At 36.7% G+C, this 21,560-nt stretch carries 19 protein-coding genes; 9 read left to right on the plus strand and 10 right to left on the minus strand.

Translation table 11 applies throughout. The features are described from left to right. Nucleotides 1-11 precede the first annotated feature (11 nt). Entirely contained in the window at nucleotides 12-1,445 is a 1,434-nt protein-coding gene (locus FJ651_RS04445; RefSeq protein ID WP_140989211.1) for a DUF5689 domain-containing protein, read from the plus strand. 598 nt (nucleotides 1,446-2,043) lie between these two features. Here the strand turns inward: FJ651_RS04445 and FJ651_RS04450 are convergent. The 3 genes from FJ651_RS04450 to FJ651_RS04460 all read right to left on the minus strand — a co-directional run bounded on the left by FJ651_RS04450 (nucleotide 2,044) and on the right by FJ651_RS04460 (nucleotide 6,110). After that, a complete protein-coding gene (locus FJ651_RS04450; protein ID WP_140989212.1) occupies nucleotides 2,044-2,538 on the minus strand; it encodes a cation transporter in 495 nt (164 codons plus the stop codon). 159 nt (nucleotides 2,539-2,697) lie between these two features. Beyond that, a complete protein-coding gene (locus FJ651_RS04455; protein WP_140989213.1) occupies nucleotides 2,698-4,764 on the minus strand; it encodes an insulinase family protein in 2,067 nt (688 codons plus the stop codon). A gap of 26 nt (nucleotides 4,765-4,790) precedes the next feature. Then, nucleotides 4,791-6,110 carry a M16 family metallopeptidase gene (locus FJ651_RS04460; protein WP_140989214.1) on the minus strand — a complete coding sequence of 440 codons (1,320 nt, stop codon included), beginning with the start codon at nucleotides 6,108-6,110 and terminating at the stop codon, nucleotides 4,791-4,793. Nucleotides 6,111-6,332: 222 nt separating this feature from the next. Between FJ651_RS04460 and FJ651_RS04465 the strand changes: the two genes are divergently transcribed. From FJ651_RS04465 to FJ651_RS04480, 4 genes are all read left to right on the plus strand, one after another. Then, on the plus strand, nucleotides 6,333-6,788 hold the full coding sequence (locus FJ651_RS04465; protein WP_140989215.1) for a DUF4199 domain-containing protein: 456 nt from the start codon (nucleotides 6,333-6,335) through the stop codon (nucleotides 6,786-6,788). A 92-nt stretch (nucleotides 6,789-6,880) separates the two neighbouring features. Then, nucleotides 6,881-7,552, plus strand: a complete 672-nt coding sequence (gene rplU / locus FJ651_RS04470; protein ID WP_140989216.1) for a 50S ribosomal protein L21 — start codon at nucleotides 6,881-6,883, stop codon at nucleotides 7,550-7,552. A 34-nt stretch (nucleotides 7,553-7,586) separates the two neighbouring features. Then, complete coding sequence (rpmA, locus tag FJ651_RS04475; RefSeq protein WP_140989217.1) at nucleotides 7,587-7,847, plus strand: 50S ribosomal protein L27; 261 nt, start codon at nucleotides 7,587-7,589, stop codon at nucleotides 7,845-7,847. Nucleotides 7,848-7,941: 94 nt separating this feature from the next. Beyond that, complete coding sequence (locus tag FJ651_RS04480) at nucleotides 7,942-8,520, plus strand: DUF3332 domain-containing protein (RefSeq protein WP_140989218.1); 579 nt, start codon at nucleotides 7,942-7,944, stop codon at nucleotides 8,518-8,520. Nucleotides 8,521-8,779: 259 nt separating this feature from the next. On the opposite strand, the gene FJ651_RS04485 is transcribed toward FJ651_RS04480, so the two are convergent. From FJ651_RS04485 to FJ651_RS04510, 6 genes are all read right to left on the minus strand, one after another. Next, nucleotides 8,780-10,552: a MutS-related protein gene (locus FJ651_RS04485; protein ID WP_140989219.1), complete on the minus strand. Its 1,773-nt coding sequence runs from the start codon at nucleotides 10,550-10,552 to the stop codon at nucleotides 8,780-8,782. An 81-nt stretch (nucleotides 10,553-10,633) separates the two neighbouring features. After that, nucleotides 10,634-11,380 carry a succinate dehydrogenase/fumarate reductase iron-sulfur subunit gene (locus FJ651_RS04490; protein WP_140989220.1) on the minus strand — a complete coding sequence of 249 codons (747 nt, stop codon included), beginning with the start codon at nucleotides 11,378-11,380 and terminating at the stop codon, nucleotides 10,634-10,636. Nucleotides 11,381-11,436: 56 nt separating this feature from the next. Further along, nucleotides 11,437-11,814: a four helix bundle protein gene (locus tag FJ651_RS04495; RefSeq protein WP_140989221.1), complete on the minus strand. Its 378-nt coding sequence runs from the start codon at nucleotides 11,812-11,814 to the stop codon at nucleotides 11,437-11,439. Nucleotides 11,815-11,914: 100 nt separating this feature from the next. Next, entirely contained in the window at nucleotides 11,915-13,915 is a 2,001-nt protein-coding gene (locus tag FJ651_RS04500) for a fumarate reductase/succinate dehydrogenase flavoprotein subunit (RefSeq protein ID WP_140989222.1), read from the minus strand. Nucleotides 13,916-13,927: 12 nt separating this feature from the next. Then, nucleotides 13,928-14,605: a succinate dehydrogenase cytochrome b subunit gene (locus FJ651_RS04505; protein WP_140989223.1), complete on the minus strand. Its 678-nt coding sequence runs from the start codon at nucleotides 14,603-14,605 to the stop codon at nucleotides 13,928-13,930. A gap of 125 nt (nucleotides 14,606-14,730) precedes the next feature. Continuing rightward, the gene (locus FJ651_RS04510; protein WP_140989224.1) at nucleotides 14,731-17,562 is read right to left on the minus strand and encodes a WD40/YVTN/BNR-like repeat-containing protein; all 2,832 of its coding nucleotides are present in this window, start codon (nucleotides 17,560-17,562) and stop codon (nucleotides 14,731-14,733) included. A gap of 185 nt (nucleotides 17,563-17,747) precedes the next feature. Between FJ651_RS04510 and FJ651_RS04515 the strand changes: the two genes are divergently transcribed. The 4 genes from FJ651_RS04515 to FJ651_RS04530 are packed head-to-tail and all read left to right on the plus strand — an operon-like array spanning nucleotide 17,748 to nucleotide 20,451. Further along, a complete protein-coding gene (locus tag FJ651_RS04515; RefSeq protein ID WP_140989225.1) occupies nucleotides 17,748-19,040 on the plus strand; it encodes an aminopeptidase P family protein in 1,293 nt (430 codons plus the stop codon). Between the two features lie 11 nt (nucleotides 19,041-19,051). After that, nucleotides 19,052-19,840, plus strand: a complete 789-nt coding sequence (locus FJ651_RS04520; RefSeq protein ID WP_140989226.1) for an alpha/beta hydrolase — start codon at nucleotides 19,052-19,054, stop codon at nucleotides 19,838-19,840. A 59-nt stretch (nucleotides 19,841-19,899) separates the two neighbouring features. Continuing rightward, nucleotides 19,900-20,181 (plus strand): hypothetical protein, encoded by a 282-nt coding sequence (locus FJ651_RS04525; RefSeq protein WP_140989227.1) that lies wholly within the window; start codon nucleotides 19,900-19,902, stop codon nucleotides 20,179-20,181. A gap of 54 nt (nucleotides 20,182-20,235) precedes the next feature. Beyond that, entirely contained in the window at nucleotides 20,236-20,451 is a 216-nt protein-coding gene (locus FJ651_RS04530) for a hypothetical protein (RefSeq protein WP_140989228.1), read from the plus strand. Nucleotides 20,452-20,459: 8 nt separating this feature from the next. Here the strand turns inward: FJ651_RS04530 and thiL are convergent, their stop codons facing one another. Beyond that, nucleotides 20,460-21,500: a thiamine-phosphate kinase gene (thiL, locus tag FJ651_RS04535; protein WP_140989229.1), complete on the minus strand. Its 1,041-nt coding sequence runs from the start codon at nucleotides 21,498-21,500 to the stop codon at nucleotides 20,460-20,462. Nucleotides 21,501-21,560 lie beyond the last annotated feature (60 nt).

Below are 21,560 nucleotides of genomic sequence, written 5' to 3' on the forward strand. Positions count from 1 at the left end.
AATTTTTAACCATGAAAACAATCAAATTTAAAAACATACTACTCTTAATCTTCGGATTGGTAGTTTTAAACGGCTGTGTAGAAGATGACGATTTCAACACCCCTAATTTAAGTATTACCGAGCCAACTTTAGACGGCCCTATTGTATCAATAAACTCAGTTGCAGGAGCACTTGCGCAGGCTCAAGGCGGAACATCTCCGTTAGATTACACCAATGAAAACACCATTTTCACATTTAATATAGAAGGTCAAAATCAGTATATGGAAGGTTTTGTGATTTCTTCTGATGAAGGTGGTAACTTCTTTAAAGAAATGGTGATTCAGGATAATTTTGAAAATCCAACGGTAGGTTTAAAGATTTTAATAGATGTTAATCCAACCTTTGTACGCTATGAAGTTGGACGAAAGGTTTATGTTAAACTCAACGGTTTAACTGTTGGTATTAGAAATGGTGTTTTGGCACTGGGTAGCTTAGACGGCAATAGAGTAGGCAGAATTGCTGCTTCTTTCGAAGAAAAAACAATCATCCGTTCGGCAGAAGTACAAACAATAGTGCCTTTGGTAATGGAAATAAACCAATTTTCTAATTCTAAGACTAACCTGTTTATACAATTGGAAGATGCTCAATTTAATAGGGCTGATGTTTTGACTACTCCGGTTAAAACCTTCGCTTCTGAAAGTGGTGATCAGTTTGACGGTGAGCGTCCAATTGAGAGCTGTGCTTCTGGTGCTTCCGTTATATTAAAAACAAGCACATTTGCCGACTTTAAAGCGCTAAGACTACCAGCTAATCGCGGAAGTATTAATGCCGTGTTAACCAAAAACTTCTTTGGCGATGCTTTTAATTTAGTGGTTAGCACCCCAGAAACGATAAACTTCAACATCGAAGAACGTTGCGACCCAGATTTCTTTGAATGTACTACGCCCTCAGGTGGTGGTGCTGTATTTTACCAAGACGATTTTCAGCCTTATGCTAATATAGCAGCAGCAGAAGCAGCAGGATGGACCAATGTGAATGTTAGTGGCGGCTCTACCCGATTTACAATTGGTAGTTTTTCGGGTGTTAAATACGCTCAAGTGTCTGGATTTAATGCAGGCACCAGCGAAATCAATGTTTGGTTGGTATCGCCACCTATCAACATGGATAACACAACAGGAGAAGAATTACGCTTTGATGTACAAGCTAATTTTGATAATGGTACTATTCTAACAGCTTATGTCTCCACCGACTTTACCGGCAATCCAACAACAGCCACCTGGAATCTGTTAGATGCCAATATTCCAACCGGGCCATCAGGTGGATTTGCTTCGTCGTTTACAACTGTTGGACCAATAAATGTGTCTTGCGTTGATGGCACCATGCACGTTGGTTTCTTCTACCAAGGATCAGACCCCGATGCCACGACAAGATATCATATCACTAACGTAAGAGTTACCGGTAACTAATTATTAGACCTTTAAATAATTAAAAAACCGCCCGAAAAGGCGGTTTTTTTAATGAAGCAGACATGATAAATCATCCTTATTCATATTCCTTCATAAATATTTTACACATCGAAGTTTGTGTATAATTAATAAAAGACAATAAATTAAACCGTTATTTGTAACTATGTTCGATAATCTCTATCTCAACCTATTTAATTATTATAAACCACGTATAAAGCAAAAAGCGGGTGACCTGGCCGTATTCTATATCTCGTTGATTCAAATAGCTCTTTTTATATTGATAATGGAATTCTTTATAGTGTTTAGTAAACAAATGAATCTCTCTCTCTCTGTTTTATCGGGGTCGAAAATTCTTTTTTTAATGATTTTTGGAAGCGTGGTCATTTATTTTAAAAACTGGATGACCTACACCGGAAGAAAACGAAATGTGCTCAAAACTAAATTAAAAAAGAACTCAGAGCACTCTATAATTGTACTTTGGTTAATACCTGTGGCTTTGATTTTTTTGTGTGTAATGTTTTGGTTAAAACTAATCTAATAAAAAATGCCAATCGGTTTGATTGGCATTTTTTAATAATTTATTTATTGTCTATTGTCTTTACGCTTTTTCAGCGCAACAAGGTTTGTTGCAGTTTTCGGCGCAAGCCATTTTTTCTTCTTTTGTCATGTCTTTACAGCAGGCCTTATCGCAATCTTCTTTGCAAGGTGTTTTAGCAGATTCGTCTCCTAAAACTTTAAAATCTCTTACCTTGTAAACATCACCAACTCTGGCTACGGCTTCTTCTAAAGACTGTGGCGTTACTTTTGCTTCATCGTACTCTACCATTGCCAATTCTTTTTCGAAATCAACTACGGCAGATTTTACGCCATCCATTTTAGCCATTTGCTTTTCAATGGTTTTAGCGCAGCCCATGGCACAACTCATCCCATCTATACCAAACTCTACTTTTGCAAACTTGGCATTTACATCTACCTGAGCTGTTTCGGTAGTAGCTGTTTCAAGAGTTTTAACCTCAGGAGCAGTTTCATTCTTGCAAGCCGACATCATTACAGCCAGAGCAAATACAGTTAGAATAACATTTAATTTTTTCATTATGCTTAAATTTTACTGATTATCTCATTTAAAAATTGATTAACAAAGTTAGTAAAACTAAGTTAATATTTTACATTGTCAACATAACTTTGAAATAACCGTTAAATTAAAAAACCGAAGCTTTCACCTCGGTTTTTTAATGACATTCATTTTCTCTATTTATTCAAAATCTGCATCACTTACGTCTTTATTGAAAACAACTTCAATAAGTTTCGAGACAATGGTCATACCCATTTGGTCTGCTTCTTTAACAGTTGGGAACATAATACCTTCGTAAGTCTGATAATCTTTTAGTAAGGCTTCCTGCACTTGCGATTGGCCACCCATAGTAATGATTTGTGCTTCTTTAACTTTAAGGCCGGTTTCTATATCGTAGTACAATTTCAATGACACAGATTCGCCCGGTACTTCAACAACGTAAGCGTCTTTACCATCAACACTCTCGGTGCCTGACAGTTTAGCTGTACCATTTTCAAGAATGGTTTGCTCTACAAATAAACCGGTTGTGTTTTTCATATCTTCGCCCATAGAACCGGGAAATGGTTGCTTAGCACCACCTTGTTTTACAAAACTGCCTTCTTGAGTTACAACCGCACTCATCATTGGTGCACCATTCATCAAAATGTTTTGAGCTACTTTTCCCTTCATTCTTTTTTCTTCATTTAAAATTGTGGCACCCATAGCGCTCGCTTCGTACTTAACAATTAATGAACTGATTTTACTCAATTTCTCTTCGCCACCAATAGCTTGTAGATATTTGTTTAATACTGATGTTGCTGTAACACCTTCGGCAACTTCGGCCTTTTTAGGTTTTTCGGTGGGATTGGCGTAGGTATCAAAATATCTGATTGGAATACCTGTTTTTTCAAGATTTTCAAGTACATCATTACCGTTGCCAACAACAATAATTCTGGCATTTTCATCTTTAATGTACTTGTTGGCAACTCTTTTGATATCGGCTGCAGTTACAGCGTTAATTTTTGCCAGATAGGTTTCATAGAAATCATTAGGCAAATTATTTAATTTGATGTTTAAAGCATAATCGGCAATGGTTTGAGGTCTTTCAAGTGCCATAACAAAGTTTCCTGTGTATTTCGCCTTAGCTATTTTTATAGCTTCATTATCAACTAATTCTGTTTTTATGCGTTTAATTTCTTTTAAAGTTTCAACTACAGAGCTATCTGTAACGGCATTTCTAACAGAAGCGCCGGCTGTAAATCTGGCTGCTCCATAACGAGAAGTACCAATATTAGATCTGGCTCCGTAAGTGTAGCCGTGTTCTTCGCGTAAATTCATGTTTAAGTAACTCTCAAAACCACCACCTAAAATTGTATTGGCCATTAACACTGCATGGTAATCTTCATCACCCATTTGCAGATTAACGTTATTAGTTACCGAAATGTTGGACTGCACCGCACTTGGCATATCAATAAAATTAATTTGTTGAAAAGCAACGTTAGAGGACGGTGTAGTAACAAAACTTTCAAAATCCAGAGATCTCGCCCAAGGTGTAAAATTTTTCTCGATTTGTTCTTTTACCTTATCGACTGTGACATCACCAACCACTACCATATAAGCTTTATTTGGAACAAAATAGGTTTTATGAAAATTTACAACATCCTGAAACGTGACGTTTTTTATAGTCTCTTCTGTTTCAAACTCACCATAAGGATGATCTTTACCGTAAGATAAGGCACTACCAACTCTACCGGAAATAGCATCTACACTTTTCGCATCGGCTTTTATACCTTCTAGGAGTCTTTCTTTTGCCTTTTCAAATTCCTCTTCGGTAAACAGGGGATTGATAACAGCATCGGCCATAAGTTCGATAATTCTATCTGAATATTTAGACAATGAGCTGGCGTAACCACTGGTTGAACCAAAGAATAAAGTAGCACCTAAAAAATCTATTTCGTCATTAAAATCATCTTTAGGAATACTTGTGGTACCGTTACCTAACATTTCGCTTAACAAGCTGGAAATTCCGGCTTTATTACCTTCCTTAATTGGACCGTTATCAAGTGTTAAAGAGTAAGACACTCTTGGTAATTTGTTATTTTCAACCACTAATACGTTTAAACCGTTATTCAATTTAAACTCGGCAGGTTTTTCAATGGTTATTTTTGGTGCCGGTCCCGGTTTAGGTTGTTGTGATCTGTCTACTTGGGCGCTTGCTCCAACCGACATCAAAAACAATGTAATTAGACTAAATATTTTAGTTTTCATGTTTCTTATTTTATGTGTTTTTAATTTTATTGTTCGTCTTTCTTAGGTAAATACTCCAATTCTACGCGTGCGTTTTTATTGAGATACTTTTTAGCAACCTCTCTAATTTCTTCGCGAGTGATAGATCTGTAAATATCAATTTCGTTATTGATTAAATTGATGTCGCCATACAACACATGATAAGTTGCAAGTGAGCCTGCAATACCTGCAATGCTTGAATTTGAGTTTACGAAGTTGTTTTCGAACTGGTTTTGAATTTTTTGAAAGTCGCGCTCTGAAATTAAATCGGTTTGAATTTTTTCAATTTCTGTATCTATTTCAGCTAATAAAGTGGATAGTTCTACTTCACCCAATGGTAAAGCAAACAAAGCGTAAGTACCATAATCTTCTTGACTAATGTTGACTGCCTGAACGGCAAGTGCCATTTTTTTCTCATCAACTAATTTTTTGTAAAGCACAGAACTTTTACCTTCACTTAAATAGGTAGAAATCATGTTTAACACATATGAATCTCTCTCTTTCTGGCTTGGAGTTCTGTAAGCTGCTATGATAGCCGGTATTTGAATATTAGAATCGTAAGCAGTACCTTTTCTAACTTCGGTGATAGGATCTTCTTCAATTTTTTTGCGTACAATGTCTTCACCACGAGGAATAGGGCCGAAATACTTATCTATCATTTTTCTAACCTCAGACGGATTGATATCACCGGCTACTACCAAAGTTGCGTTATTAGGAACGTAGAATTTTTTATTGAAAGCCTGAAACTCTTCAAGTGTTGCGGCATCTAAGTGCTCCATTTCGCCAATGGTAGTACCTTTGTAAGGGTGCTTGTAAAACATGAGCTTTTTTACTTCGGCTAATAAATTGCCGTAAGGCTGATTGTCTACACGTAATCTTTTTTCTTCTTTAACAACTTCGTTTTGAGTATCTACTCCTATTTGGTTAATCACGGGATGTAACAATCTTTCAGATTCCATCCATAAACCTAATTCAACATTGTTTGAAGGAAAAATCTCGTAGTAATAAGTTCTGTCGTCTGTAGTATTGGCATTGTTTGAGCCGCCACTAGCCGACACAATTTTAAACCATTCGCCACGCTCAATATTTTGAGTTCCTTCAAACAGTAAATGCTCAAAAAAGTGAGCCATTCCGGTACGGTCCGGTTGTTCATCTTTAGCACCAACATGGTACATTACAGCTGTAATTACAACAGGAGCAGTATTATCCTGATGCAAAATTACGTCCATACCATTCTCTAAGGTATACAATTCAAAATCTACTTTTTGTGCATAAGTAAATAAACTCGCTAGCATAAAACAGCTTACGATTAATACATATTTTCTCATATTGAGTGGGTTTTAGTTATTTTTTGTTTAACAATGTGTTAGTATAACAATTAAAGAATTTGTTACAGCGTAAAGATAAATCTTTTAGAATGAAAAGTAATATTTAATAATGTGAAAACAATATTAAAATTTTTAATAAACCATTAATATTTAGTAACTTTTGAAAAAATTTATCAGTCCTTGCCAGAACATCCTTAATCTTTTAAATTATAAACCAAAACCATGAAAAACATTATTCTTCCCTTTAGATTCGGAATTGCCATAAGTGGTTCTTTAATCGGATATTTTTTATTCCTAAGTCTATTTAATTTACATATCAAACCTGCATTTAGTATCTTTAATGCCATTATAGTAGGTTTTGGCATTTTTGAGGCCATAAGGTTTTACAAATATGAACAGGGTGAAAATTTCACTTATAGCAAAGGTTTTACAACCGGTGTTATAACCGGAAGTGTAAGCACAATAATATTTACAATCTTCTTCCTGTTGTATACCACCGAAATTAATAAAGAATTTGTTGCGCAACTGGTAGACTTTATGAGTGGTGGTAAAACCATTCATGTGGGCTTGGTAGTAGTTGTTGTGGCTATCATGGGCTTGGCTACAACTCTTGTTATTACACTAACTTGTATGCAATACTTTAAAAATAGCTGGAATCTTCCCAAGAACCAAAAATAAGATTTGTAAATTACACAATTAGCAGTATATTTGCACCCGCTTTAGGATAAACCAAAGCACAAAAACAAATTAATTAATAAAAACGTTACGCTATGTACGCAGTTGTAGAGATAGCAGGGCAGCAATTTAAAGTTGCAAAAGACCAAAAAGTTTTTGTTCATCGTTTGGCCACAGAAGAAGGAACCTCAGTATCTTTTGATAATGTTCTTTTAATTGGTAACGGTAGCGAAGTAACTGTTGGCGCCCCGGCTATAGACGGCGCTCAAATAGGAGCTAAAGTCTTAAAACACCTTCAAGGAAATAAGGTGATAGTATTTAAAAAGAAAAGACGTAAAGGATACCGTGTTAAAAATGGTCACAGACAAGCCTTAACCGAAATCTTAATTGAAAGCATTGTAGCTTCAGGTGCTACGAAAGCTAAAGCTGAAAAAGCTGCTCCAAAGAAAGAAGCTGCTCCTAAAGTTGAAAAAACTGAAGCACCAAAAGCTGCTAAAAAATCTGCTGCTAAAGCTGACGATTTAACAAAAATTGAAGGTGCCGGTCCAAAAGCTGCTGAAGCACTAGTAAACGCCGGACTTGACACTTTTGCTAAAATAGCAGAAGCTACACCAGAGCAATTGAGTACTGTTTTGACTGAAGCCAGTTCAAGATTGTCTCATATTGTAACTGAAACCTGGCCAAAGCAAGCCGCACTAGCTGCTGAAGGCAAATGGGATGAATTAAAAGAATTACAAGACAAATTAGACGGTGGCGTTGAAAAATAACAACACCAAAGTATAACAATAAAATCTTAAAACAATGGCTCATAAAAAAGGAGTTGGTAGTTCTAAAAACGGCAGAGAATCAGAATCGAAACGATTAGGCGTTAAGATTTTTGGTGGACAAGCTGCTGTTGCCGGAAATATCATTGTAAGACAAAGAGGTAACACGCACCACCCGGGTGATAATGTTTACCAAGGTAAAGATCACACTTTACACGCTCAAGTTGATGGCGTTGTAAAATTTTCTAAAAAGAAAGATAACAAATCATTTGTGTCTGTAGAGCCTTTTAGCGCTTAACCTTAGTAGAAAAAAATTGAATATTATCCGCTTCCAAAATGTTTGGAAGCGGATTTTTTTTTAACTTAGAAGTTCAACTTTAAAACATTATATCATGAAAAGATTCATTATGTACGTGTGTTTATCGAGCACCATTTTATTTAACAACTGCCTGGGCTCATTTAGTGCTTTTAACAATTTAAGAGATTGGAACGACGGTTTAACCGATAGTAAATTTTTAGACAATGTGATATTTTGGGCACTCAACATTGTACCGGTTTACGGCTTATTTTTTATAGGTGATGCTATTATTTTTAATGTTATTGAATTTTGGTCGGGGACTAATCCAATTGCCATGGAAGAAGGCGATATGGAGAAACAAATGATTGAAAAAGATGGTAACATCTTTGAAATGATTGCCACTAAAAACCGTATTCAGGTAACCGTCGTTGATGGTAAAGACAAAGGTCAAAAAATGGATCTTATCTACAAGCCTCACGACAAATCCTGGAATGCCGTAAAACAAAATGGCGAAATTATTAAGTTAGCCTCTTTACAAGATGGTTTAGTTGTAATGCATATGCCAAATGGTGATGAAGTAAAAATGGATATGGATACACCAAGAGAAGAAGGTTTAGCCATTATGAACCAAAACGTAATAACCTACAGAGAATGTTTATTGGCCATGCCATAATTTTGAAATAACAAGAATTATAAAATCCTCTTTCAATATTGAAAGGGGATTTTTTTTTAGGCTTGGTAATTTGTCAACGGTTTTTTTAGGAGAAAATCATCTCTATTTAACCACAAAGGGCACTAAGTTTTACACTAAGGACACCAAGCTTTTTTATAAGGTGTTGATTTTATCCTTTGTGAACTTTGTGCCTCCTTTGTGGGCTTTGTGTTAAAAATCAGAAAAAGATAGTTGTCTTTTTAACTATAATAAAACTAACCTACTCCACAATCCCCATTTTCTTTAACAAAAAACTGGCGTTCATGTTTTCGCAAATGCCTTGCTTTAATTTGTAGTCAAAATACAGCTCGTTGTTTTTAATTTCGGCGTCAAAAAAATAGTTTTTTACTGCGGTTTGGGTGGCTTCAATGTCGCATAAACTTAAATCGTGGGTGGCAATAATGCCTGTGGCCTTAGATTTTACCAATCGTTCAATAAATTTTTTTGAACCAATGGCTTTGTCGGTGCTGTTGGTGCCTTTTAATATTTCGTCTAAGATGACGAAATATGGCTCATTTTGTAACTGGTTCACTATGTATTGTAGTCGTTTTAACTCAGAGAAAAAATACGAGCTATCATCTGTTAAAGAATCCGTGGTGCGCATACTGGTGATGAGTTTTATGGGTTTGTAGCCTGCATTTTTTGCGCAAACCGGTAAACCCAAATTAGCCGAAACAATGCATAAGCCAACGGTTCTTAAAAAGGTACTTTTACCTGCCATGTTGGCACCGGTTACTATAAAAAACTGCTGCGATTGAATGGTTACATCGCTGCAAACCCGCTTATCGGCTTTGATTAATGGATGCCCTAGCTCCATAGCTTTTATATTGTTGTCGTTACTATTTATATCTGGGAAAACAAACTCAGGGTGATTAAATGCATAAGTACCAAAGCTATTGTAAGCGTCAAAAAACGCCACCGTTGTGAACCACTGCGATATATTGGCTTTGTGTTTTACTATCCATTGTTCAATAAGAAAGGATTGCCAGATATCAACTAGGAAAAATCCATTAGCCACAATGGCCCAGATTAAATTATTGCGGTTGTCTAACCTATCGATTAATTGTGAAAACTGCTTCACCAAACCCGAAGCTTTTTGGTTTTGATTTTGAATATGTTTTTGATGCTCAAGCAGCCATTCAGATTTAAAGTTGGTACTTTCAATAGTGCCCAACAAAACTGCATAAGATTTAAAGAGCTGTTTAGCCTTTGAACTTTGATAAGACAGTACATTCACTTTTTTAATAAAAATCCCTGAAACAAATAACCCAAATAACAACCAGTAGCCTAGATATATTAACGAGAGCGCTTTAAAAATCACTAAACTAAAAATCGCTAAAGATGCCATGCTAAAAATTACGGCCAAAGTTCGATGGGTTTTGCTAAACGTACTTCCGTGATGAGATAACCACTTTAGAATCTCATCCGAATGGCTTTCAGATTCAATAATTTTGGCATTAGCGCTGTAATCTTGTCGCCAATAGGTCATCTCCGATAATTCTTTAATGCCTTCTTGTTTTTTGGGAATATCTTCAATGTTGTTAGACAGTAACAAATTGGCCAAGAATTCTTGTCCGTCTTGAGTAGTTGTTCTGTTAATATACTGAAAGAAAGATGCTCTTCCGAATAAATCGATATCTAAACTAAAGGCATGCTGTTCTTCTTGAAATGCAAGTCCATTGGGCTGATGGTGATAATTGCCATTAGCTATTTCAATTTCATTTTGATTAATGGTAATTAAAGCGCTTAAATAATCCTTACGGTGTTTTAAATTGCTGTGTTTAGACAACAACCATAAAAATACTATCAGACCTAAGACCCCAATGGTCGAAAAAACATAAGTTTGATTAAAGGTTAAATAAAGCGAAACAACAACTGCCAAAAACCAAACCAGTCTGACGGCACTCAGCAAATTAATCTGCCTTTTTATATTTTGATACGAGGCACTGTGACTTTTTAAAAGTTGTCGGTATGTTGAAATGGGTGTTCTCACAAGTTGATTTTAGGTGCTTAAAATAAAAAATCCCATTGAAATCATGGGATTTTTATTCAATAATATGCTTAAAACAGCGAATTATCCTTTAAAGCTGGCAGCAAGGTATTCTCTGTTCATTCTGGCGATATTTTCAAGTGAAATACCTTTTGGGCATTCTACTTCGCAAGCGCCGGTATTGGTGCAGTTACCAAAACCTTCGGCATCCATTTGTTTTACCATATTCATCACACGCTCTGTAGCTTCTACTTTCCCTTGAGGCAATAAAGCGTATTGCGATACTTTAGCCGAAACAAACAACATGGCGCTAGAGTTTTTACAACTGGCCACACAGGCACCACAACCTATACAGGTAGCCGCATCGAAAGCGCGATCGGCATCGTGTTTTTCAATAGGAATAGCGTTGGCATCTATGGTATTGCCAGATGTATTTACTGAAATAAATCCGCCGGCTTGCTGAATGCGATCAAATGCTGAACGGTCTACAATTAAATCTTTAATCACCGGAAAAGCCGAAGCTCTCCATGGTTCTATATGAATGGTGTCGCCATCTTTAAAGCTTCGCATATGCAATTGACAAACGGTAATTCTGGTATCAGGACCGTGAGCTCTGCCATTTACAAACATAGAGCAGCTACCGCAAATACCTTCGCGACAATCGTGGTCGAATGCCACTGGTTCTTGTCCTTTTTCAATTAATTCTTGGTTAAGTACGTCTAACATTTCTAAAAAAGACATATCTGGCGATACCTCTTTTATATCATACGTTACCATTTTTCCTTTTTCGCTAGCGTTTTTTTGGCGCCAGATTTTTAATGTTAAATTCATAGCTTTCTTTTTTGATCACTAAGTTATTGATTATTGGTTATTACCAAGATCCGTAACTACGTGTTTTTCTGTTCATTTAAATATTTAATATAACCATTTAAAACTAAAAGTGTTTTATCGTGATGAATTCTTAATTCAATAAGAATATCGTCGTTGATATATCCTTCATCTGAAGCGGTAATACCATGGTCTAATGTTTCAAACAAGGAACCTCTGCCAATTCTACAAAACTGAATATTTTCTTGATAATGAAATCTCCCAAATCCTTCGGCAATATTGTTGCCAACAGAACGCGAAGAGTTTCTAATTTGACTTGTTAAGTTATACTTTTCGTTGTCAGGAAATTTTGCTATAAGTTGTTTGCTTACAAATACTCTGAGTTTACGTGCTTTTTTCCAACACTGCAAATCTTCAAATGATTTAAAACCTGCCATCTATATTTGTTTTTTAATTATGTTATCTACAAATAACTCAATAACCTTATAACTCAATAACCCAATAACCTAATAACCTAATAACTCAATAACCCAACAATTACTTATAACTTCTTTCTTTTACTTCAATATTCTCGTAAACCAACGGTTCTTTATGATGCACAGCCTCTCTTGGCTGTCCTTTGTATTCCCATGCCGATACATACTGAAACTCCGGTCTTCTTAAAGCTTCACCGTTTTCTGTTTGGTGTTCTTCTCTAAAGTGACCACCACAGGATTCTTCGCGTTCAAGTGCATCTTTAGCAAACAATTCTCCCAGTTCAAGGAAATCGGCTACTCTGCCTGCCTTGGCTAGTTCTTCGTTGTATTCATTTTCAGCACCCGGTATAAAGACATCTTTCCAGAATTCTTCGCGTAACACTTTGATTTCTTCAATGGCTTCGGCGAGTTCTTTTCTGTTTCTGGCCATTCCGCATTTGTTCCACATAATTTTACCTAATTTTTTGTGGAAGTAGTCTACAGATTTAGAGCCTTTGTTATTAATTAGCTTACTGATGTCGTCTTTAACTTGCTTTTCGGCAGCATCAAATTCGGGTAAATCGGTTGAGATTTTACCGGTTCTAATATCGTCAGACAAATAATCTCCAATAGTATAAGGCAACACAAAATAACCGTCGGCCAAACCTTGCATCAATGCTGAAGCCCCTAAACGGTTGGCACCGTGATCTGAGAAATTGGCTTCACCAATAGCATATAAGCCGGGCACGGTTGTCATAAGGTTATAATCTACCCACAATCCGCCCATGGCATAGTGTACAGCCGGATAAATCATCATTGGTGTTTCGTATGGGTTTTGGTCTACGATTTTCTCGTACATCTGGAACAGGTTACCATATTTATTGGCAACTATTTCCTTACCTAATTTTTTAACCAGCGCCATATCATTTTCATCTAAACCTTTAACGTGGGCCTGTTCTTTACCGTAGCGTACAATGGCTGCTGAGAAATCTAAAAATACCGCTTCGCCTGTTTTATTAACTCCGTAACCGGCATCGCAGCGCTCCTTGGCTGCTCGTGAAGCGACGTCTCTTGGCACCAGGTTACCAAACGCGGGATATCTTCTTTCTAAATAGTAATCTCTTTTTTCTTCCGGTAAGTCTACCGGTTTTAATTTGCCTTCTCTAATAGCCTTGGCGTCTTCCATATTTTTAGGAACCCAAATACGACCATCGTTTCTAAGAGATTCCGACATTAAAGTTAACTTAGACTGATGATCGCCTGAAACCGGTATACATGTTGGGTGAATTTGAGTAAAACAAGGATTTGCAAAAAACGCACCGCGTTTGTGTGCTTTCCATGCTGCTGTGACATTACTACCCATGGCATAAGTAGATAAATAAAATAAGTTTCCGTAGCCGCCACTTCCTAAAACAACCGCGTGGGCAGAATGACGTTCGATCTCTCCGGTAACTAAATTTCTGGCAATAATACCTCGTGCTTTACCATCTACAATGACCACGTCTAACATTTCGTGACGGGCATACATCTTTATTTTACCGCGACCTATTTGACGGTTCATTGCTGAATAAGCTCCTAACAACAACTGCTGACCGGTTTGGCCTTTGGCGTAAAAAGTTCTTGATACCAACACACCACCAAACGAACGGTTGTCTAACAATCCGCCGTATTCTCTGGCAAAAGGAACACCTTGAGCCACACATTGGTCGATAATATTGGTAGATACCTCAGCCAAGCGATGCACGTTGGCCTCGCGCGAGCGGTAATCACCACCTTTTACGGTATCGTAAAACAAGCGGTAAGTTGAATCGCCATCGCCCTGATAGTTTTTAGCAGCATTAATACCGCCTTGCGCTGCAATTGAGTGTGCGCGTCTGGCAGAATCCTGAAAACAAAACGCCTTAACGTTATATCCCAATTCTGCAAGTGTTGCAGAAGCCGAACCTCCGGCTAATCCGGTACCCACTACAATAATATCTATGTTTCGCTTATTGGCCGGACTTACTAAATTAATATGGCTTTTATGATTGGTCCATTTTTCGGCTAACGGACCTTCAGGTATTTTAGAATCTAATATAGACATAGCAACAATTTTTTAATGATTAAAATGGTGAAATAAGGCTATAAAAACAAAACCCAGCGGTATACCAATGGCATAAACCTTACCAAAACCCTTTAAGCTTCTAGTATATTTATTATTAGCCCCAACCGATTGGAAGGCCGAATTAAATCCATGCAATAAATGCATTGATAGCAGGATAAATGCAAGGCTGTAGGCCGCAGTTCTTACCGGACTTTCAAATTTATGAACCAATTCTTCGTAGTAGCGATAGCCTTCACCTTCGGCTAAAACGCCGCTCATATCACCTTGAATATATTTGGTGTTGATTTCCGGAATCCAGAAATCTATAAAGTGTAAAACCATAAACGCTAAGATCACGACACCGCTTAACAACATATTTCTTGAAAACCAAGTTGAATTATCATTGCCGCTATTAACAGCATACTTAACCGGTCTGGCTTTGTTGTTTTTGTATTCCAACACAAAACCCATCACAAAGTGAAATATGACGCCAAAAATTAATACCGGCTGCAGCACAAATTGAACCAACGGATTGGTTCCCATAAAATGAGAAATTTCATTAAATTTCTCTGCGCTAAAGGTTGAAGTAATGTTGATAGCGAAGTGTTGAAGTAAGAATATCATAAGGAAGAAAGCCGAAAGTGCCATAGCAAACTTTCTACCAACCGAAGAATTTAAAATTCCGCTCATTTCTAATTTTTTAAATTTATAGCACAAAGATACATTGCAAACTATTTGTTTACAACACATGGCTATTTTTCTTATTTATTTATAATTGATAAAAACAATGCACTGATGTAGTTTTGTATTTAGCATTATTTGATAGTTATCGTAGTTCTAGAATCTCCAATTTTTACTATATAAGTTCCTTTATTAAGATATAGGCCACCATTAGCACCTGTGTGAACATTATTATCTTTTAATTTTTTAACCGCTTCGTTATCTACCTTTAAATTGTAATTCCAAACGTTATAACCTTTTTGAGAATCAAACTTCTGCGTAAATAAAACCTCATTCTGTTCATTTAAAATGGTAATAGTTTTGGTTTCTTCTGAATTGCTAAAAAACGACACTTGAATATTAGGCTCAAAGGCATCAGACCATGAACTGCGTTGCGAACCCCAGCGTGGTGAAAATCTTACTTCATCCAAATTAAACACTGTAGTAGAAGTAGTAAGCATATCTGCTTTAAAGCTTTGCAAATTGCTAATGTCTGCTTTGTAAATACTGCGCCCGTGTGTTCCAAGTAATAAGTGTTTGGCCTTAGGCTGAATTACCAAGTCATGGATGGCAACTTTTGGCAATCCTTCTGAAAACATATGCCAATTCTCACCTTTGTCAAAAGAAACATAAGCAGCATTATCAGTGCCGGCATACAAAATGTTTTCGTTTTCGGGATCTTCTTTAATGACGTTTACTGGCGATAGTGCAATACCATTGGTGATAGACTTCCAGGTATTTCCGTAATCCTCACTCACGTAAATATAAACTTCAAAATTATCCCATCGGTAACCATTTAGGGCAGCATACACACGCTCCTTTTTATGTTGGGAAGCCACAACGCGACTCACCCACAAATCTTGGGGTAAATTTTTAGAAATATTGTCCCAACTCGCTCCCGAATTTTTGGTGATATAAATTAACCCATCATCACTACCTGTGTAGATTAATCCAAATTCGAACGGACTTTCGCTTATGGTGGTTAAGGTTCCATAAGCCACATTACCTTTTTTGCCGCCTTTGGTTAAATCTGGACTTATGGCTTGCCAGTTGTTACCCTGATCCATTGAGCGCATTAATTTATTGCCGCCGTAATACAAAATATCCTGATTGTGCGCAGACAGTAAAATGGGTGTTTGCCAGTTAAATCGATACGGACTTTCGCCAAGCTCGTGCTTAGGCTGTATATAAGTTTGACTGCCTTTCTCGCGGTCTATTCTAAAATAATTTCCGAACTGAAATCCGGTGTATACGATGTTGGGATTTCGATTGTCTATTTGTACTTGCATGCCGTCGCCACCCATGATAGATTTCCAAGGATAATCTCCGGATTGATGCCATCTAAAATCATTCCTGGCATTATGTGGGCCAACCCAAACGCCATTGTCTTGCAAACCTCCGTAAACATTATAAGGCTCTTGGTTATCGACATTAATGTAATAATATTGCCCCACAGAGGTCGAATTATTTTTAATCCAATTGTTTCCGTCATCATAAGTAATATTTACACCGCCATCATTGCCATTAATCAAGTGATTAGGGTTTTGGGGATTAATCCAAAGTGAATGATGATCTACGTGTACATTTTCGGCATCCATGCTTTTAAAGGTTTTTCCGCCGTCTTTAGATTTTAAAATGGGAACCCCATAAAAATAAATATGATCTTGATTAGCCGGAGACACATAAATATGTCCAAAATAATAGCCGTAACTGTAATACACACCATCTAAATAGTCTTTATGCGTTTTTGCCCATGTTTGTCCGCCATCGGTACTTTTGTAAATCTCTGTTCCTATCACTTCTGTATCGAACAAAAGAGAATTGGCATCTTCAAGATAAGTTGCTAAATCGGCCGGTTTTACGTTGTCGTTTCGCACGAGATTTTTTACATTTTCAGCTCGGTATTTTTCCTGAAAACCGTTGGCTTTTAAAAAATTATTGAGCTCTTTATCATCCAACTTTAAAAAAGCGTCTTTAGACATGTTTTTAAAATCGTCTTTTTGCAAACCGGTAGATTTTGATTTTTCCGAAGATTTTGGTCGTCTGAATTGATTGTCGTGAATGGCATACAAAATATCATCATTATAAACAGCCAAGCCAATTCTACCCACGCCATCTCCCGTTGGGAAACCGCTTTTTTCAACAGAAATTTTAGTCCATGTGGCACCGGCATCAGTACTTTTATAAATTGCGGAATTATTACCACTACCGTCAAAATTCCAGGCTTTTCGGTCTTTGGTCCAAGCCGCTGCGTACATAACGTTGAAATTTTTAGGGTTGAATTGTAAATCAATTATTCCAGTGGTTTCGTCGATAAATAAAGTTTGTTGCCAGGTATTTCCGCCGTCGGAAGTTTTATAAATACCGCGTTCTTTGTTTGGTGAATATAAATGACCTGTGACGCCAACGACCACTTCATTTGGATTAGCCGAATTAATGGCTATTTTGCCTATGTGATGAGAATCGGGCAGACCCATGTTTTGCCAGGTTTTACCGTTATCAGAGGATTTTAGCAATCCAATACCGGCATAAGAGGATCTAGACGAATTATTCTCACCGGTACCAACCCATATAGTTCTGGTAGGCCAGTGAACGGCCAAAACACCCACATTTTGAGTAGGACTGTTATCCATAATTGGGGTAAAGGTGGTGCCATTATTGGTAGTATGCCAAACGCCACCTGAAGCGTAACCCACATAAAATTCTGTTGGATTATCAGGATTCACGGCCAGGTCAACCACACGGCCACTCATAACAGAAGGGCCAATGTTTTCAAAAGGAAGTTGCTTTACAATAGATGTTGAAGCTGCTTTTTCGAGTTCAATTAGCGACTTTTCAATATCCTGAGCGGGTGTTGCTTTTGGCTGTGAAAAAACACTGAAAACAAACAAGAAAAAAACAGAAGAAAAAAATGATAAACGTTTCATGTTGGTTAATTATTTAGGTTGCTGAATTTACAATTTAAGAATTTTTTCTAAACTTATTATTTTGTTAATTTTTTTAATTAAACAGAAAAGAGCTTAGTAAACAAAGTGAAGTGGAATTTTTTTCTCTTCCAAATAAGTAATCCTTTTAACATCCTTACATTTGTATATCAATTAAACTATTTATCATGAAATACGCTCCCATCAAAAACTCACTTTTTATAGAAAACCGTCAACAATTTGCTACTCAAATGCAACCCAATAGTTTGGCTGTTTTCAACTCAAACGATATTTATCCCATAAGCGCAGATAGCACCATGCCTTTTCAACAACATCGCGATATTTTTTATCTGAGTGGCGTTGATCAAGAGGAAAGTATTTTGGTGATTTTTCCTGATGCACCCAAAGAAAAACACAAAGAAATTCTCTTTTTAAAAGAAACCAACGACCATATTGCGGTTTGGGAAGGTGAAAAACTAACCAAAGAAATGGCCTTCGAAACTTCGGGCATCAAAACTATTTACTGGCTGCAAGACCTTGAGAAGGTCATGTTTGAATTAATGACCCAATGCAGCACAGTTTACATCAACACCAACGAACATTACAGAGCTAAAGTTGAAACCGAAACACGTGAAGACCGCTTTACTAAATGGCTCAAAAATAAATATCCAGCACATCAGGTTGCTAAAAGCAATCCCATTTTACAAAAATTACGGTCTGTTAAAAAACAGGTTGAAATTGATTTGATGCAACACGCCTGCAATATCACCGAAAAAGGCTTTAGACGTATTCTCAACTTTGTAAAACCGGGTGTTTGGGAATATGAAATTGAAGCTGAATTTATCCACGAGTTTTTAAGAAACCGCTCAAAAGGATTTGCCTATACGCCCATAATTGCTTCAGGAAATAACGCTAATGTTTTGCATTACATTCAAAACAATCAGCAATGTAAAACGGGCGATTTATTACTATTGGATGTTGCTGCAGAGTATGCCAATTACAGCTCTGATATGACCAGAACTATTCCTGTTTCCGGAAAATTCACAAAGCGACAAAAAGAAGTTTACAATGCAGTAAACCGGGTTAAAAATGAAGCCACCAAAATGTTGGTTCCCGGCGCATTTTGGGAATCTTATCACGTTGAAGTTGGTAAATTAATGACTTCGGAATTGTTGGGACTTGGATTAATTGACAAAGCCGATGTTCAAAACGAAAACCCTGACTGGCCTGCCTACAAAAAATACTTTATGCACGGCACAAGCCACCATATTGGTTTAGATACCCACGATTACGGTTTACTTTATGAGCCTATTGAACCCAACATGGTATTTACGGTAGAACCCGGTATTTATATTCCAGAAGAAGGGTTTGGAATAAGGCTTGAAGATGATGTGGTGGTTAGAGCCAGCGGTGAACCTTTTAATTTAATGCGAAACATTCCTATTGAAGCTGATGAAATTGAGGAAATCATGAATGCTTAAAACGTCGCCTTTTGGAGTCTAAATATTTGGAATATAAAGGCATTCAACTTCATTACACAGATGAAGGTAAAGGTCGCACTTTAGTGTTTTTACACGGTTTTCTAGAAAATCTCCAAATGTGGAATTGTATCAAGGTTGATTTGATTAAAAAATATCGGGTTGTTTGTGTGGATTTGCCCGGTCATGGTAAAACACCGTGTCTGTCTTATCTCCACACCATGAGCGATATGGCCGATACCGTAAAAGCTATTCTCAACAATCTTAAATTAAGAAGATATGTAGTTTTTGGTCACTCTATGGGTGGTTATGTGGCTTTATTTTTTGCCGAAAAATATCGGCAGAATGTTATCGGCATCGGACTTATTAATTCAACCCCGGCAGCCGATTCTGATGAAAAGAAACGAAACAGAGAAAGAGCAATAGTAGCGGTTAAACAGCATAAAAAAAGTTTTATTTCTGCTTCGATTAAACAATTATTTTGGGAAGACAATCACTTAAAGCTAAAAAATGTGATTGCTCAAACTATTCATGAAGCACACAAAACAAGCGTTCAAGGAATTATTGCCGCTTTAGAAGGCATGAAAATAAGGCCCGATTTAACTGAGGTTTTTTTAAGTAATGCAACTCATAATTTGTTGGTAAAAGGCAAGTTTGATAATGTAATTGACCACAAACATTTAAATAAAATTTGCGAAAACAAACTGTTGTCATGTTATGAACTTAAAGGCGGCCATATGAGTTATTTAGAAAATAATGAAGAATTATCTTACATTATTAAACATTATGTCGAAAAGTTATAGCTTTTAGACGTCTTAATCAGTGATTTTAAGTAGATTTAAGCATTCTAAATTACCCCATTATGAAAAACGCTACTTCAAAACAAAACGCACTTAAGTTTGTATGCGACCTTTTAGGTCATAAATACAAAGTGACTCAAAAGGTAACTTCCCATGTAAAAGTGTATACTTGCAGTTGCTGTAATCATCAATTAACCACCGATAGCAAAGGCAATTTAACAGAGCTAACACCAAAATTTCAGGAAATCAATAAAGACCTTGAGCGCATATACCGCAACAGAATGATGCGTTTAAAGAACAAATCGTTCACTTCGTCGAATTATCCTTTAAGGAATATTGCGTGAACATAATAATTTCTAATTTTAGAGTCCTCTAAACTAATAGCTAACTTTAAAATTATGAAATCAGTTCACTGCACCATTTATGGTCATGACTATGTTCTGTCTAAGGATGTCACAGAACATGTTAAAGAATACACCTGCAAACACTGTCAACACCAAGTTACTACATCCAGCAACGGCCAATTGACAATTCTTAATGACAAGCGCAAAGAAATTAACAACACTTTACAACGCATGTATCGCGTAAAAAAGGAAAGAAAACTAGCTTTTTAAAATTTGGTTTAAAACGATTGCCATCCTTTAGCAATCAACTCTACTTTAGTATCGCCTCTGGTTACCAAATGCATCCCTTTTGATGGCTCTGTCATGTAACCAATAACTGTTAAATTTGGGTTGCCTTTAATTTTATCGTAATCTTTTTGATCAATGGTCATTAACAATTCATAATCTTCACCTCCACTTAAGGCGATTGTTGTACTATCTAAATTAAACTCTTCGCAAGTTGAAATTACCTGCGGATCTAAAGGAATTTTATTTTCAAATAAGTCAACCCCGGTTTTGCTTCGCTTACAAAGATGAATAATTTCTGAAGATAATCCGTCACTAATATCAATCATAGCAGTTGGTTTCACCTCCAATTTTTTAAGTAGTTCAACAATATCTGTCCTGGCTTCGGGCTTCAATTGCCTTTCAACAATGTAAGTGTACATTGATAAGTCGGGTTGATTGTTGGGGTTTACTTTAAAAACTTCGTTTTCTCGCTCTAACACTTGTAAACCCATGTAAGCGCCACCAATATCTCCGGTAACTACCAACAAATCGTTGGGTTTAGCGCCGCTTCGGTAAACTAAGTTTTCAGAATTAGAAAACCCTATTACGGTTACAGAAATGATCAAACCTGAAGTAGAGCTGGTAGTATCGCCACCAACCAAATCAACTTTATAATAATTGCAGGCTGTTTGAATACCGGCATACAATTCTTCTAGTGCTTCAACCGGAAACCTGTTAGAAACCGCCACCGATACCGTGATTTGTGTAGGTGTGGCATTCATCGCGGCAATATCAGACAGGTTCACGACAACTGCTTTATAACCCAAATGTTTTAACGGTGTATATGCCAAATTAAAATGGACACCTTCAACTAGCATATCAGTTGAAACAACCAAATTCTCATCGATACATTTTATTACAGCCGCATCGTCTCCAACTCCTAAAACAGATGAATTTTGATTTAATGTGAAATCTTTAGTTAAATGGTCAATCAAGGCAAATTCGCCTAATTGGCTTAAAGGTGTTCTTTGTGAGCTTTTATCTTCTATCATACTGCAAAATTAAGCGAATAAATAATTTAACAGACGAATTATTGAACAAACAAAAAACTA

This window comes from Paucihalobacter ruber, from assembly GCF_006494535.1.
Classification (GTDB): domain Bacteria; phylum Bacteroidota; class Bacteroidia; order Flavobacteriales; family Flavobacteriaceae; genus Paucihalobacter; species Paucihalobacter ruber.